The sequence below is a fragment of the Flexivirga sp. G2 genome (genome assembly GCF_055397625.1).
Genome location: NZ_AP039675.1, coordinates 1,011,178 through 1,026,754, shown reverse-complemented (window position 1 = coordinate 1,026,754; position 15,577 = coordinate 1,011,178). Strand labels below are relative to the sequence as shown.

General features: G+C 68.1%; 14 protein-coding genes. 1 reads left to right on the top strand and 13 read right to left on the bottom strand.

Translation table 11 applies throughout. The features are described 5' to 3' along the window. Nucleotides 1–25 precede the first annotated feature (25 nt). The 12 genes from smpB to ACZ50J_RS05050 all read right to left on the bottom strand — a co-directional run bounded on the left by smpB (nt 26) and on the right by ACZ50J_RS05050 (nt 9,760). A complete protein-coding gene (smpB, locus tag ACZ50J_RS05105) occupies nt 26–538 on the bottom strand; it encodes an SsrA-binding protein SmpB (RefSeq protein ID WP_464300188.1) in 513 nt (170 codons plus the stop codon). Nucleotides 539–594: 56 nt separating this feature from the next. Beyond that, a complete protein-coding gene (locus ACZ50J_RS05100; protein ID WP_464300187.1) occupies nt 595–1,911 on the bottom strand; it encodes a peptidoglycan DD-metalloendopeptidase family protein in 1,317 nt (438 codons plus the stop codon). A 10-nt stretch (nt 1,912–1,921) separates the two neighbouring features. Then, entirely contained in the window at nt 1,922–2,845 is a 924-nt protein-coding gene (gene ftsX / locus ACZ50J_RS05095; protein WP_464300186.1) for a permease-like cell division protein FtsX, read from the bottom strand. Nucleotides 2,846–2,849: 4 nt separating this feature from the next. After that, nucleotides 2,850–3,560 carry a cell division ATP-binding protein FtsE gene (ftsE, locus tag ACZ50J_RS05090; RefSeq protein ID WP_464300185.1) on the bottom strand — a complete coding sequence of 237 codons (711 nt, stop codon included), beginning with the start codon at nt 3,558–3,560 and terminating at the stop codon, nt 2,850–2,852. A 258-nt stretch (nt 3,561–3,818) separates the two neighbouring features. Continuing rightward, nucleotides 3,819–4,937: a peptide chain release factor 2 gene (prfB, locus tag ACZ50J_RS05085; RefSeq protein ID WP_464300184.1), complete on the bottom strand. Its 1,119-nt coding sequence runs from the start codon at nt 4,935–4,937 to the stop codon at nt 3,819–3,821. 89 nt (nt 4,938–5,026) lie between these two features. Continuing rightward, nucleotides 5,027–5,506 carry a pilus assembly protein TadG-related protein gene (locus tag ACZ50J_RS05080; RefSeq protein WP_464300183.1) on the bottom strand — a complete coding sequence of 160 codons (480 nt, stop codon included), beginning with the start codon at nt 5,504–5,506 and terminating at the stop codon, nt 5,027–5,029. Further along, complete coding sequence (locus tag ACZ50J_RS05075; RefSeq protein ID WP_464300182.1) at nt 5,503–5,982, bottom strand: pilus assembly protein; 480 nt, start codon at nt 5,980–5,982, stop codon at nt 5,503–5,505. The genes ACZ50J_RS05080 and ACZ50J_RS05075 overlap by 4 nt, the downstream gene beginning before the upstream one ends. A 22-nt stretch (nt 5,983–6,004) precedes the next feature. Continuing rightward, nucleotides 6,005–6,415 (bottom strand): TadE/TadG family type IV pilus assembly protein, encoded by a 411-nt coding sequence (locus ACZ50J_RS05070; RefSeq protein ID WP_464300181.1) that lies wholly within the window; start codon nt 6,413–6,415, stop codon nt 6,005–6,007. 3 nt (nt 6,416–6,418) lie between these two features. After that, complete coding sequence (locus ACZ50J_RS05065) at nt 6,419–6,643, bottom strand: hypothetical protein (protein ID WP_464300180.1); 225 nt, start codon at nt 6,641–6,643, stop codon at nt 6,419–6,421. A gap of 36 nt (nt 6,644–6,679) precedes the next feature. Continuing rightward, on the bottom strand, nt 6,680–7,612 hold the full coding sequence (locus ACZ50J_RS05060; RefSeq protein ID WP_464300179.1) for a type II secretion system F family protein: 933 nt from the start codon (nt 7,610–7,612) through the stop codon (nt 6,680–6,682). Beyond that, nucleotides 7,609–8,472, bottom strand: a complete 864-nt coding sequence (locus ACZ50J_RS05055; protein WP_464300178.1) for a type II secretion system F family protein — start codon at nt 8,470–8,472, stop codon at nt 7,609–7,611. The genes ACZ50J_RS05060 and ACZ50J_RS05055 overlap by 4 nt, the downstream gene beginning before the upstream one ends. Before the next feature lie 64 nt (nt 8,473–8,536). Continuing rightward, a complete protein-coding gene (locus ACZ50J_RS05050; RefSeq protein ID WP_464300177.1) occupies nt 8,537–9,760 on the bottom strand; it encodes a CpaF family protein in 1,224 nt (407 codons plus the stop codon). A gap of 272 nt (nt 9,761–10,032) precedes the next feature. Here ACZ50J_RS05050 and ACZ50J_RS05045 point away from each other — a divergent pair, with 272 nt between their 5' ends. After that, nucleotides 10,033–14,262, top strand: coding sequence for an FtsK/SpoIIIE domain-containing protein (locus tag ACZ50J_RS05045; RefSeq protein WP_464300176.1), 4,230 nt, complete (start codon nt 10,033–10,035; stop codon nt 14,260–14,262). A gap of 66 nt (nt 14,263–14,328) precedes the next feature. On the opposite strand, the gene ACZ50J_RS05040 is transcribed toward ACZ50J_RS05045, so the two are convergent. Next, nucleotides 14,329–15,555, bottom strand: a complete 1,227-nt coding sequence (locus ACZ50J_RS05040; protein ID WP_464300175.1) for a cysteine desulfurase-like protein — start codon at nt 15,553–15,555, stop codon at nt 14,329–14,331. Nucleotides 15,556–15,577 lie beyond the last annotated feature (22 nt).

Here is a 15,577-nt window from a genome sequence, read left to right as displayed (position 1 = left end):
GCGCGGCGTCATACCGGGGCGGGGGTCAGCGGGTCTGACTGTGGGCGCGGCGCACGGCGCGGGACATCGCCCGCTCGGCCTCGCGGTTGTCCTGCCGCTCCCGCAGCGCCTGACGCTTGTCGTACTGCCGCTTGCCCTTGGCCAGCGCGATCTCGACCTTGACCCGGCCGTTCAGGAAGTAGAGCGACAGCGGGATCAGGGTGTGCCCGGCCTCGGTGCTCTTGCCGATCAGCTTGTTGATCTCGTGCCGGTGCATCAGCAACTTGCGACGCCGCTTGGTGGAGTGGTTGGTCCAGTTGCCGTTGATGTACTCGGGGATGTGGACGTTCTCCAGCCACAGTTCGCCGTGTCGCTCGTCGGCATACCCGTCGACGAGCGAGGCGCGCCCCATTCGGAGACTCTTCACTTCGGTGCCGGTCAGCACGAGGCCGGCCTCCACGGTGTCCTCGATCAGATAGTCGTGCCGCGCCTTGCGGTTGGAGGCGACGACCTTCTTGGCCGGCTCGTCCTTGGCGGACTTCTTCGCTTTCTTGGCCATGGCACCAGTCTACGGAGCGGGGACAACTCGGTTTACGAGCGGCGCGGTGACTCCGGTCAGGATATGTAAGGGATGGGGTTGACCCAGCGCCCGTTGGCCATCACGCCGAAGTGCATGTGGCAGCCGGTGGACCGCCCGGTGGTGCCCGAGTAACCGATCAGCTGGCCCTTGCTCACGTGCTGTCCCGAGTGGACGATCGCCGGGCGCTCGAAGTGCGCGTAGTAGCTGGCGATGTTCGCGCCGCCGATGTAGCCGTGATCAATCAGCACGAAGTTGCCGCCCGCGCTGTCCCAGCCGGTGCTGGCGACGGTGCCGCCGCGTGCCGCGTGCACCGGCGTGCCGCACGGGTAGGGGAAGTCGTCGCCGGCGTGCAGCATGCTGATGTGCAGGACCGGGTTGACCCGGCTGCCGAAGCCCGACACGATCGACCCGATCGGCCCGGGCGCGGCCAGGACACCACCGCCGGCTTGCGCGCCGCCGGACCGGGCGACCGGGGGCGCCGCCTGACGGGTCGCCGTCTCCCGCGCACGCTTCGCGGCCTTCGCGGCGGCGATGTTGCGCTTGCGGATGATGGCGGCCAGCCGGTTCGATTCCTTCTTCTGCTTGGCGAGGTTGGCGAGCTCGATCTTCTTCTGCTTCTTGAGCGCGTTGCGCTGCCCGGTCTGCGTCTTCTGCAGCGAGACCACCGAATCGCGGGCCTTGGTCGCCGACTTCTGCGCCGACACCGCCGCGGTCTGGGCGTTGGTCGCCTTCACGGTGAGGGTCGCGATCCGCCGCCGGGCGGCGCTCAACCGGTCCCCCGCCGCCGTGCCGTTGGCCCGCTCACTGGCCAGCGTGCTGAGCACCCCACCCTGCTGCCGCATCACCATGTCGGCGACGGACAGCTTCGAGGTGACGTCGCCCTTGCTGGTGAGGATGTTGAGGGTCAACTGCAGATTGCCCAGCCCGCCGGACATGTAGCTCTGCCGGGCGATGCCGCCGACCAGGATCTTCGACTTGGCCTGCTTGACCTTGTTGGTGTCCAGGGCGTTCTGGTTCTTGCTCTCGTCGGCCTTGGCGATCGCCAGTTGCGAGCGCATGTCCCGCAGGTGGTTGTTGGCCTTGGTCAGCTTGCTGTTGGCGGACTTCAGCTTCTTCTGCGCGCCGGCGACCTTCTTGTTGGTCTGCACCAACGCGTTGTTGACCTTGACCAGCTTCGCCGAGGTGTCGTCCAGGTTCTGCTGCGTGGAGCGGACCTTGCTGTCGGCCTTCTTCTTCTGGTCGTCGACGTCGGCCGAGGCCGGCGCGGCGATCGCGGTGGCCAGCACGGCGACGGCGCAGGCACCGGCGACCAGCCGTCCGCGGCGAGGTGACGTGTGGTTGATGGACGACATACCTGACTCCTCAAACCCTCAGATAACGACGCAGGGTGATCCATGCGGTGGCCAGCGCGATCACGATCGCGCCGGCGAACAGCCAGGGGGCGAAATCCCACACGTCCCCGGTGCCGATCATGCTGACCAGTTCCCCGTTGCTCGAGCCGCCGCCGTTGAACAGACCCTCGACGCCGTAATGCACCAGGGCCCACAGCAATCCGACTGCGAGTCCCGCCCCGACCAGGGTTGCCAGCAGGATCTCCAGGACGAACGGCAGATAGATCACCGTCGACGACGCGCCGACGAGACGCATGATGCTGACCTGCCGTCGCCGGGTGTAGGCAACCTGCCGAATCGTGGTGGTGATCAACAGGATTGCGCAGATGACCATCACCACTGCGAGCGCTACGGCGCCGACGCTGATCACCCGCAACAGTTTGAAGAACGTGCTCAGCACGCTGCTCTGGTCGCTGACCGCCTCGACGCCGGGCTGGCCGTCGAACGAGGCGACGATCTCGTTGTACTTGCCCGGGTCGGACAACTTCACCCGGTATGACGAGGGCATCGAGTCGGCGCTGATGTCCGACAGGTAGGGGCTGTGCTTGAACTGCGTCTTGAAGCGGTCGTAGGCCTGCTGCTCGCTCTCGTAGTAGACCTGCTCGACCAGCGGCTTCATGCCGTCCAGCTGGCTCTTGACCTGGTCCTTCTGGGCCTGCGTCGCGGCGCCGTCGGCACACGATTCGGCCTGCGTCGACTGAGGCGTGCAGAAGAAGATCGAGACCTGGACCTTGTCGTACCAGAAGCCCTTGGCGGTGCTGACCTCGCGCTGGGCGAGCAGGCCGGCGCCGAGGAAGAAGAGCGAGACCATCGAGACCAGCACGACGGAGATGATCATCGAGGCATTGCGGCGGATCCCGTTGCCGACCTCACCGAGCAGGAATGTCAGACGCATCGGTTCAGTCCTCCTCCCGCTCGGGGGAGGTCTGGGACGCATAGCCACCGCGAGCCTCGTCGCGCACCAGCTCGCCGTCCTTCAACTCCAGCACCCGCTTCTTGAAGACGTCGACGATGCCCTGGTCGTGGGTCGCCATCACGACGGTGGTGCCGGTCTTGTTGATGCGATCCAGCACGCTGACGATCTCGTTGCTCGTTTCCGGGTCGAGGTTGCCGGTGGGTTCGTCGGCCAGCAGGATCGGCGGCTTCTTCACCACGGCACGCGCGATCGCGACCCGCTGCTGTTCGCCGCCGGACAGTTCGTGGGGCAACCGTCCCGCCATACCTTCGAGGCCGACGAGGTCGAGGGTCTCGGGCACGAGCTGCTTGATCTGGTGCCGCTTGCTGCCGAGCACGCGCAGCACGAAGGCGACGTTCTGGTAGACGGTCTTGCCCTCGAGCAGTCGAAAGTCCTGGAAGACGACGCCGATGTCGCGGCGCAGCGCCGGCACCTTGCGCTCCGGCATCGGCACGAGGTCGCGCCCGGCGACCAGGACCGAGCCGGCGGTCGGGGTGATCTCCCGGGTGACCAGCCGCATCATGGTCGACTTGCCCGAGCCGGACGAGCCGACGACGAAGACGAATTCGCCTCGGTCGATGTCCAGGCTCACGTCGTCAAGAGCGGCGGAACCGCGTGCGGCGTACCGCTTGGTGACGTGCTCGAATCGAATCATGTGAGACGGGAAGCCTTTTCGGGGTGGGCTGATGAAGTTCGATCAACATGTCCGGGAGGCTTGAGCTCTGACCACGTTGGAGCGAGCTTGCGAGCGCAACGCGGTCAGAGCTCAAGCCTCACTGGCCGCAACACCGTATGTCGGTGCCCGTCATTGGTGGGTCAGGCGCGCCCGAAAGTCACAAAATCCTCAGGAGTCACAGGGTGTGCGTCATACGCGTGCACACCCGGCAACGGTCGCCGGAACGGGCCGCCTCGGTCAGGCGCCGGCGTCCGCCTTCTCCTGGTTGCGCTTCCAGCGGATGCCGGCCTCCATGAATTCGTCGATGTCCCCGTCGAAGACCGCGTCGGTCTTGCCGACCTCGTGCTCGGTCCGCAGGTCCTTGACCATCTGGTAGGGGTGCAGCACGTAGGAACGCATCTGGTCGCCCCAGCTGGCCTTGATGTCGCCGGCGAGTTCCTTCTTCTCCGCGGCCTCCTGCTGCTGACGGAGCAGCAGCAGCCGGGACTGCATGACACGCAGGGCGGCGGCGCGGTTCTGGATCTGCGACTTCTCGTTCTGCATCGACACGACGGTGCCGGTCGGGATGTGCGTCATCCGGACCGCGGAGTCGGTGGTGTTGACGCTCTGCCCGCCGGGCCCGGAGGAGCGGAAGACGTCGATCTTGAGCTCGTTGTCCGGGATCTCGATGGAGTCGGTCTGCTCGATGAGCGGCACCACCTCGACGGCGGCGAACGACGTCTGGCGGCGGCCCTGATTGTCGAACGGGCTGATCCGGACGAGCCGGTGGGTGCCCGCCTCGACCGAGAGGTTGCCGTAGGCGTAGGGCACGTTGACCTCGAAGGTCGCGGACTTCAGCCCGGCTTCCTCGGCATACGAGGTGTCCATGACCTTGGTCGGGTAGCCGTGCCGCTCGGCCCAGCGCAGGTACATGCGCATCAGCATCTCGGCGAAGTCGGCGGCGTCGACGCCACCGGCGCCGGCGCGGATCGTGACGACGGCCTCGCGCTGGTCGTACTCGCCGGACAGCAGGGTGCGGACCTCGAGCTCCCCGACAGCCTTCTGCAGCGCGGTGAGCTCCTTCTCCGCCTCGGCCAGCGTGTCGGGATCGTTCTCCTCCTGCGCCATCTCGACGAGCACTTCGAGGTCGTCGATCCTGCTGTCCATGGTCTCGACGCGCTCCAGCTCGGCGTTGGCGCGAGAGAGCTGGCTGGTCACCTGCTGCGCGTGCTCGGGGTCGTCCCACAGGTCCGGAGCGGCCGACTGCTGCTCCAGGTCGGCGATCCGGGTGCGCAACGTGTCGAGGTCGGTCACCCCGCGGACGGTGTCCATGGTCGTGCGCAACGCCTTGATCTCGGCAGGAAAGTCGGTAGCCACAACGTCACAGCGTACGGCGTCAGTGCGATTCCCTCGTATGCCGGGAGCACCGGCACCCGGGGAGCACGGTCGCGATGCCGGTCGGCGGGTCAGTCGACGTGTGCCCGGGCCCGGGACTGGACGGTGATGTGTATGTCGCCGAACATGCCCGACATGACACCACCGAGCACCGGCGGCTGGACGACGGCCGACACCCGGACAACCACGGTGCGCGAGTCCTGTGCACCGGTCCCGTCGGAGACGCGCCACCCGGTGACGTGCGCGGGCACGTCTTCGCGGGCCAGCGTCGCACCGGCCGACTGCTGCACCGACTCGTTGGACAGGGTCAGCTCGGAGCCGAGACCGCCCTTGTAGAGACTGCTCTCGTCAACCGCGTCCGCAGCGTTGGCGGCCGCCGCGTCGGCCGCGTCCAGGACCTGCATCCGCGCGAGTTGTATGGCGGTCACGTTGACCCCGCCCACGATCAGCACCGCGAGGATGCCGAACAGGCCGGCGATCAGCAGCACGATCCGGCCGTGCTCCTCGTCGCGCCGGGGCAGCCTGGCTCGCAGGCGTTGCAGCAACCTCATCGGCGCACCCGGTAGTGGTCGACGACCTCGGCGTGCCGTGAGTGCAGGTGAATGCTCGACGGCACCACTCCGCGTAGGAAATCCGGGATCAACGGCAACTCGACGTCCAGATCGGCAACGCCCTCGATGACCGAATCGGGACTGAGGCACGGCTGCTTGCTGCAGCGCATCCGGACCGAACCCTGGCCCGGAAATCCCTGGTCGGCGAATGCCATCGACCCGGCAGCCTGCGACCGCGTCTCCCCCGATGCGTCACCGTCGGCGGTCACGAACATGCGGGACGATTCACGCGCGGCGGCCGCGACGGCATACGTCCCTGCCTGCAGGCGGGCCAGGGTGATGACGAGATAGAAGACCGGCAGCGTCAGCAGCAGCCCGATGACGATGAACTCGATCAGCGCACTCCCCTGCTCGTCGGCCCCCGCCAGACGCCGCCGCAGCCCGCGGGCGAATGCCGTATGCCGCAACCCCCTCACGGATGTCTCCTTCGGTCGCGACTCATTGCGCCTCCGCGTAGGCACGACCGGACACCGTGAGCGACTGCGACGGACCGAAGGGACCGACGATCGGCAGCGGCGCACGCACCGTGACCTTGACGACCTGGGCGCCGCCTTCGACCTCGGTGGTGGCCGAGACGTTCGAGGCGTACTTGTCGGCAAGGCTGGCGCGGATCAGCTCGGCTGCACGCTCGGCGCCCATGGCGGGCGTCGCGTCGGCCCGCGCTCCGTAGCGTGCACCCTCCGCGGCGTTCTCGATCAACGTGTTGCGCACGTAGAGCGAGAAACCCACCTGGAACGCCGCGAGGAAGAAGACGACCACGAGTGCCCCGACAAGCGCGAACTCTGCGGTAGCAGAACCGCATTCGTCTTCCAGTCCGTGCCGGACCCCGCGCGGGCGGTATGCCCGCACGGCCTACTTTCCGCCGCCGGTGACGCCGTGCACGGCGTTGTTGAAGAGGCCGGTCAGCGCGCCCTGCGCGGTTGCCCACAGCGCGGTGACGAGACCGGCGGTCATGATCGTGATCAGCACCCAGCCCGGCACGTCGCCGCGCTCCCGGTCCTGGGCGCTGCCGAGTCGTTCCTGCACCGCCTGCATTGCCCGAATTGTCCGCATCTGCATTTTCGCTATGACGGTCATCGTTCCTCCTGAGGGTGAATTGTGTTGTGTGACGGGTCAGATGGACATGTTGAGAACCCCGAGGCCGGGGAAGATCGCGAAGAGGACGGTCACCGGTAGGACGAGGAAGACGACCGGGACCATCATCATCAGCTCCCGGCGGCCGCCGAGCTCGATCAGTTGTTGCTTGCTGGAGTCACGGGCATCCTGTGCCTGGGCGCGCATCACGTCGGCCAGCGGCGTACCGCGTTCGACCGCGATCACGACGCCGTCGACGAAGCGGGCCAGGCTCGGCACTCCCGAGCGGTCGGCGAGTCCCTGCAGGGCCTGCGGCAAGGAGGACCCGGACCGCGCGTCGACCAGGCAGCGCGCGAGCTCACCGGACAGCTCACCCGAGGACAGGTTGGCGACGCGCTCCAACGCTGCGGCGGCACCCTCTCCGGCGGTGACCGCGAGCGCGAGCATCTCTGCAACAGCAGGGAATTCGGCGAGGATCTGTTGCTCCCGCTGCTCAGCGGCACGGGTGAGCATCTGGTCCCGCGCGACGACCCCGGCAGCGAATGCGATGAGCAGGATCATGATCGCGCGCACCGGCGAGCCGTCTCCGCCGACGAAGCTCAACGACACGTAACAGCCGCCGACCACCATCGCGACGATCCCCCACAGCGCCTGCTGAGCGCGGAAACCCTCGAGGTCCGGCGGTTGCCCGGCTCGCTCCAGTCGGACCCGGACGGAGGTCGCGCCACCCAGGACCTGGTCGACGAACCCGCCGATCTTTCGCAGCAGCGGCGCAAGGACCTGGTTGACGTCCAACCGGTCGGTCGGCGTCGACAGGAGACGCGACGGCATCGGCGCATCGCGCACATAGGGCTCGATGCGGGAAAACAGATCGGGCTTGCGATGCATCGGCAGCCCGACATAGACCAGCAGCAGTCCGACGCCGGCGACGAGGCCGAGCAGCGCGCCGAGCCAGACGTAGGTGGCGATCACCGCAGCACCCGTGCTTCGACCGGGAGTCGTCCGATCCGCCGCATCACCCGGTAGGCCACGAACGTCACCGCGGTGCCGATGATGAGCACCAGGACCCCGCTCGGTTGTCGGTATGCCGCGAGCGAGTCACCACGAGTCGCCAGCATTGCCAGGACGATCCACGGAGCGGCCACCGCGAGCCGGGCCGCGTTGACCGTCCACGACTGGCGTGCTTCGAGCTCCGCGCGGGTGCGTGCATCGTCGCGCAGGAAGGTGGACAGGGTGCGCAGCAGCTTGCCGAGGTCGGTGCCGCCGACCTCGCGTGCGATCCGCAACGACTCCACCAACCGGTCGGCGACCGGGTCGCTGAGCCGCGCTTTCAGCGCGTCGAGACACTCGTGGAACCGGCCGGTCGCACGGTAGTCGTGTGCGAACTCGGCGAAGGCCGGGCGCAACTCCTCCGGGCCGCGAATAGCCAACTGCGACAACGACTCCGGCAGAGCCAGCCCGGCACGCACCGCCGATGCGATGTGGTCGACGACATCGGGCCACAGGTCCCGCAGCTGGCTGCGGCGCCGCCGCGCCTTGCCGCGCACCACGGCGATCGGACCGTATGCCGCGATGGCCGCGAACGCGACCGCGATGGCGGGCACCGCCGTCGCAGCCATGACGATCATCAACACGACGGCACCGAGCGCGCCCGACATCCACAACAAGCGGTTCAGTGTGAGTCCATTGATGCCGGACTGCACGACCTCGTCCTCCAGTTGCTCACGCAGTGTGGCCTTGGAGCGCTTGACCGGCTTCTCGTCGCGTGGCCAGAACGACCACCAGATGCACATGAGCCCGGCACCGAACATGAGTGGAAGCACGACATTCATCGGATGTGCTTCCGTCGGTTGCCGTGCTGCGACCGATGAGCAACCGGTCGGTCGCTGTGCGAACTCATCGGTCCCCCAGCAATTCGGCGACGTCATACCCGGCGCGGTGGAACTGCTCCTCGTGGGTGGGGAATCCGCTGCCGCGCACCAGTCGCCCGTCGCGCTGGACGAAGATATCCGCGAGCTCGACGACGTCGCCCTCGACCCGGCCCGGCACCGCGACGATCTCGCGGACGCGGCGGGTGCCGTCACGGTCCAGGGCGATCTGGACGACCAGATCGATCGATGCGGCGACGGTCGGCACGACGAAGGTGGAGCTGACGTTCGGCCCGGCCAGCAGCGGCAGCGTGCACATCTTGACGATGGCCTCGCGCGCCGAATTGGCGTGCAGGGTGGCCATTCCGGGCAGGCCGGAGTTGAGTGCGATGAGCAGGTCCAGGCTCTCCTCCTGGCGCACCTCTCCGACGACGATGCGCGACGGACGCATCCGCAGGGCTTCCTTCACCAGCCGCCGCAAGGGGATCTCGCCGGTGCCCTCGAGGCTCGGTTGCCGGCACTGCAGGGCGGCCCAGTCGCGCAGGCTGAGCTGCAGCTCGAACACCTCCTCGCAGGAGACCACCCGCTCCATCGACGGTATGGCGCTCGCGAGGCAGTTCAGTGTGGTGGTCTTGCCCGCCTGAGTGCCGCCGGAGACGAGGATGTTGAGACCGGACGCGACGGCCGCGCCCAGGAAGCGAGCCGCCGGTGCGGTGAGCGTGCCGAGCCGCACCAGGTCGTCCAGCCGGCGGGCGCGCGCCACGAACTTGCGGATGTTGATCAGCCAGTGGCTGCGCGTGATGTCCGGGATCGCGACGTGCAGCCGGCTGCCGTCCGGCAGGGTGGCGTCCACGAACGGCGACGAGAGGTCGATACGTCGTCCGCTCGGCTTGAGCATGCGCTCCACCAGCGTGCGAACCTGCTCCGACGTGAGGATCGTCGGGGTCAGCTCGGCAACACCGTGCCGAGCGATGAAGACCCGCTCCGGCTCGTTGATCCAGATCTCCTCGATCGTCGGATCGTCCAGATAGGGCTGCAACGGCCCGTAGCCGAGGACTGCGTCGAGGACCCGCTGCGTCGCCTTCTCACGATCACCCAACGGGACCAGCCCGCCGTGCAGGCTGCGCTCCTCGTAGTCCTGCACCGCGTCCCGGACGAGACCGTGCAGCACCTGCTGGTCCCGAGCCGGATCGAGCCGTTGCCGACGGATCAGCTCCCGGATCTCGTCTTCAATGACATCTGCGCCATCCATCGGACTCCTCCCCTGAAACTCTGCTCACGTCCGAGGTGAACGTGCATATACAACACATGAAGCCGTCGCGTATGGCGTTTAAGCCGGAAAGCTTTACCAACGCCATACCTTCACGACCAACACCTGGACACCTGCCCGGCGCTATGGCAGATCGAGCTACCAGCCGACCGATCTGCTTCGAGCATGTCCCACTCGCGTGGCCCGTGGACGTTATCCACAGGCCGAAGTCCTCGGCCCGGCACGATACGGGCCGATCCGCCGAGAATCGCCGTATGCCCGATCCCTCCGCTTACAACCCCACGAGTCGCACCATCCGCCTGCTCCTGGTCGGTGACGGTTCCGATTCCGTCACGGTGTGCGTGCGTGCCCCGGAGGGCGCCACGTGGTCGGCGGCCCGTGCCGCGATCCGCGGTTGCGGCATACCCGTGCCCGACGTCCTGTATGCCGGGAGCCGACCGCTGGCCGACGACACCGAGCTCGGCACGCAGCCGCTCGTCAACGGGGTGCAGCTCTCCCCTCAGCCCACGGCGACGGAACCACAGCACCTCCTGGAGCTGGTCGTGACCGAAGGACCAGAGGTCGGCGCACGTACGCCGCTCGGCGTCCAGGTGCAACGAGTGGGGCGGGCACCCGGCAACTCCCTGTCGCTGCGCGACCCGGACCTGTCACGTACTCATCTCATCGTCGGGCTCGACCAGGGACGGGCGATGGTGTCGGACACCGGCTCGACCAACGGCAGCCGCATCGACACGCGAACTCTGGCACCGGAGCAGCCGACCGAGCTGCGCGCGGGACAACGACTCCGAGCCGGTTCGACGACCTTTGCCCTGGAACGCTCGCTGACCGCGGACGACACGGTCGCCACCGACGATTCGTGCCGGGTGCCGTTTCAGCGTGCACCGCGAATTCCATTGCGGATCAACGAGGTAGAACTCAAACGCCCTACCAAGCCGACCGCCCCGGAGCGACACAGACTCCCCTGGCCGGTCATCGTCCTGCCGGCCGTGCTTGCGATCGCGATGGTCGTCGTCATGCACAACGTCATGTTCCTGATGTTCGCGTTCCTCGGTCCGGTGATGATGATCGGGCAGCACATCTCCGAGCGACAGGGCGGATCCCGCAAGGCCAGGACCCAACGCGCGGAGTATGCCGAGAAGCTCGTGCGACTGGACGAAGACATGAAGTCCGCCGTGGACACCGAGCTGGGACTGCGCCGCAGACTCGCGCCACCCATCAGCGACACCCTCCGCGCTGCGACGACACGCGACGGCCGGCTCTGGTCCCGTTCGCCGGCACACCACGACTACCTGCAGTGTCGGATCGGCACAGGACGTATTTCGAGCAAGGTAGAGGTGTCCGGCGACGGCCGGGCCGGCGAAACGCTGACCCTGCCGGATGCGCCGATCACGTTCTCCCTCAATGACTCCCACGTGATCGGCGTGAGCGGTCCGGGCGATGCCAGAGCACGATTGGTGCACGGGCTGCTGCTGCAGCTGACCACTTGGCAGTCGCCACACTTCCTGCGGGTGGTCGTCGTGTGCGACAAAGCGGCGACTCGGGAGCGCTGGTCGTGGGCCGCGGCACTGCCGCACGTGACCGGTACGCCGCATGCCGCGAGCACCATTGTGGATCTCGAGACAGACGAAAGCGCATGCGCACGAGCGCTTTCCGGACTCCTCCCCGCCGAAGAAGACCACATGTCCCTCCGCAGCGATTCCCCTGCGGTCGGGACCGTCGTCATACTCGACGACTGCGCGCAGCTCGGCAATCGGCCCGAGGTCACTGCGCTGCTGCGGGATGCCGAACGCGCGGGTGTCGCATTGCTTGCCGTCGGCGACGCCGCCGACCTCCCCGCGGAATGCGGCGTGTCCATCCACGTCGCCAGCAGTACAGCGGTCACTGTCGTCGGCGCGGTGAATGCCGACGGCTGCCCGGACCTGCCCGACCCGACCCTGACCCGTGCCGTCGCGACGAGACTGGCCGGCATACGTGATGCGACGCCCGACGTCGACTCCGGCTCGATCCCCGAACGCGCCGCACTCCTGGATGTATGTCGCACCACCGGACTCGACGCGACCGATGCGGACGACGTCGCCGACGGCTGGCGTATGGCGCCGCGGTCGACCACCGTTCCGCTCGGACTGAGCGGGGACGGAACGCTGCGGATCGACCTGGCGACCGACGGCCCGCACGGCCTGATCGCCGGCACCACGGGCGCAGGAAAGTCCGAGCTGCTGCAGAGCCTGGTCACCTCGCTCGCCCTGGTGAACCGACCGGACGAGATGGTCTTCGTGCTGGTCGACTACAAGGGCGGCGCGGCGTTCCAGGACTGCGCCGGACTGCCGCACACCGTCGGCCTGGTGACCGACCTCGATGCCCACCTGACCGCCCGCGCACTGACCTCGCTGGGCGCGGAGGTGCGGCGGCGGGAGCAGCTCCTGGGCGAAGTCGGCGCGAAGGACATCGAGGACTACCAATGCATTTCGGGCGTTCCACCGCTTCCCCGCCTCGTGCTGGTAATCGACGAGTTCCGGGTGCTCGCCGAGGAGATGCCCGACTTCATCGCCGGACTCGTCCGACTCGCCGCGGTCGGTCGCTCGCTCGGCATACACCTGGTGCTGGCGACGCAGCGCCCGGCTGGTGTCGTGTCGGCCGACATACGGGCCAACGTCAACCTGCGCATCGCCTTGCGCGTACGCGACAGCGCCGACTCCCAGGACGTCATCGACACCGCTGACGCCGCACGGATTCCGGCGGTATTGCCTGGACGAGCGATCGTGCGCACCGGCGGTGGCCGGCCGGTCACCTTCCAGACCGCGCGGATCGGGGGCTGCAGTTCGGGCGACGACGCCGAGATCGAGGTATCCGTCGCGGACGCCGGCGGCGGGCCGCCGGTGCGATGCACCGCCGTCGCGGAACCCGACGGCCCGACCGACCTGCGCCGTGTCGTCGCGGCTATCAATGCGGCCGCCGAGAACCTTGCGGTCGCTGTTCCGGACTCGCCCTGGTTGCCGCCCTTGGCAGAGAGGGTGACCGTCGACGAACTGCGGGGCGAGGCGCGCAGCATCGGCGGCACCCCATGCGGATCGGAGGCAATTCCGTTCGGACTCATGGATGTTCCTCAGGAGCAGCTGACCCGTCCGATCGCCTGGGACCTGGAGTCCGACGGTCATCTGGCCGTCGTCGGAGGACCGCGAAGCGGCCGGACCACCCTGCTACGCACCATCGCCGTCACTGCAGCCGAGCGGTGGCCGACGGACGGTCTGTCCATGTACGTGATCGACACCGGCGCCAACCTCGGTGCCCTCACCGCCCTGCCACAGGTCGGCGCGGTGATCGACCGCGACGACGCAGCCCGGCTCAACCTGCTCATTCAATGGCTGAGCGGCGAAATACGTTCGCGCCAGCAGCAGTTCGCGCGTGATGAGGTGCGGGACTTCTTCGAGCATGTGCGATCCGGCGGGGCCTTGCCGCGCATCCTCCTGCTCATCGACGGCTGGGAGACCTTGACCGAGATCAGCGAGGAGACCACGTTGGGTCGCCTCACCGATGAGCTGCTGCAGCTGTTGCGGGACGGCGCCGCCGTCGGGATGTATGCCGCCGCCACCGGTGGCCGGGCTCTGGCGACCGGCCGGGTGGTCAGCAGCTTCCCGCGAAAGCTGGTCCTACGGCTCGCGGACTCCGGCGACGCGATGCTCCTGGGGATGCGGGAGTCGGATTTCCCGGAGCAGATGCCTCCGGGCCGCGCACTCGTCTGCCCGGACAAACTCGAGGTTCAGGTCGCGACACCCATCGCCGATGTCTCGGGGTCTGGTGTCGCGCAACACATTTCGCGGCTGGGCCGGCGAATGACGGCCGCCGACATACACCGTTTCGCGCCGATGCCGGACGATTGCCGGCGCATTGATCTGCCCTCCGCTGACGGTCAGGTGCTGATCGGCGTCGGAGGGACGGACGTCGCACCGATCGGTCTGCCGCTCGGCGGTTTTCGCGAAGTGGCGGCACTCATCGCCGGTCCGCCGCGCAGCGGACGCAGCACCACGCTGGCAACGATCGCCCATCAGCTCGCCGACCGGTCGGTGTGTTGGATCTCCGGCCAGGGCGCCCCGCCGGGACTGCCGCCGCACACCGACGTCCTGGACCCGGGCGACCCGAACACGTTCGCCGGCTGGCTCAACGAGCACCCGGGAGGCGCGGTGCTGGTCGACGACATCGACGAGTTGATCGGCTCGCCGATCGACGACTTGTTGACCGACTACTTGCAGCACGGTCGCCGACACGGCGGAATCGTCTGTGCCAGTGGCCGATCCGACACCTTGGCGAACGCCTACCGCGGCGCCGTTGCCGAGTTGCGGCGCAAGCAGACCGGCGTGATCCTGCAGCCCGGCCGGCGCGACGGGGACCTGCTCGGGGCAACCCTCGGCCCGGCCGGTCGCCCGACGCCCGGACGTGGCGCGCTCGTCATACGCAGTCGGGCGGTGCCGATCCAGGTTGCCGCCTGATGTCGCGAATGACGGCTTCTTCGGCGAGTGACGGTCGGATACGGCCGTCACTCGCCGAGGAAGCCGTCACTCGGCGTGGTTTCGCAGGCAGTTGCCGAGCGACACCAGGAACCGATCGGCGTCCTCGACCGTGCTGTATGGCGCCAGGCCGATCCGCAACCCGCTGTCGACGCCGAGTCGCCGGGCCGGCTCGTAGGCGTAGAACGTCCCGGCCGGGGCGTTGATGCCGTCGGTCTCCAGGTAGTCCGACACCTCGTCGGCCGAGCGACCGGCGAACGTCATGAAGAGCGTCGGCGTCCGTCGCGCCGCCCGGGAGTGCACGGTGACCTGAGGCAGGTGCGCCAGGCCGGTCTCCAGCCGCGCACGCAACGCGTCCTCGTGCTGGCCGAGTGCTTCGAACGAGACCCGCAACCGCTCCCGCCGGCTGCCGTCGCCCGGCACCATGCCCGCGAGGAAGTCGACGGCCGCAGTCGTCCCGGCGAGCAATTCGTAAGGGAGAGTGCCCAATTCGAACCGCTCGGGCACCACATCGGTCGACGGACGCAGCTTGTCCGGATGCATCTCCTGCAACCGCTCGACCCTCCCGGTGAGCACGCCGCAGTGCGGCCCCAGGAATTTGTATGGCGAACAGACGTAGAAGTCCGCCCCGAGTGCCGGCACGTCGACGAACTCGTGCGCGGTGTGGTGGACCCCGTCGACATAGAGCAGCGCGGCGGTGCGATGCACGGCCGACGCGACCGCGGCGATATCCGGTTGGGTGCCCAGCAGATTCGACGCCGCCGTGAGTGCCACCAGCCGGGTCCGTGCGGACAACTGATCGGTGATCGACGCCGGGTCGAGTTCCCCTGTCGCCGGGTCGAAGTCGGCCCACCGCACCCGCACTCCGGCACGTTCCGCGACGAGCAGCCACGGACCGACGTTGGCGTCATGGTCCAGCCGGCTGAGGATGATCTCGTCACCGCCCTGCCACTGCGCCGCCAGGGTGCGTGCCACGTCGAAGGTCAGCGCGGTCGCACTCCGCCCGAACACCACCGTGCCCGCATCGACGCCGAGCAGGTCGCCCATCGCGGCGCGAGCGCCCCGCACGATGTCGTCCGCGTTCCGCTCGGCCTGGGTCCGACTGCCACGGTTGGACAGCGGTGCGGTCAGCGCGTCATACATCGCACGCGCGACCGGCTCCGGAGTCTGCGTGCCGCCCGGTGCGTCGAAGTGCGCTCGCTCGCTGCGCAGCGAGGGGAAGTGCTCGCGCACCGCCGCCACGTCATACCGCTGGGTCGTCGTCGGTTGCTTCATCACAGGACCTTTCACAGGAGGT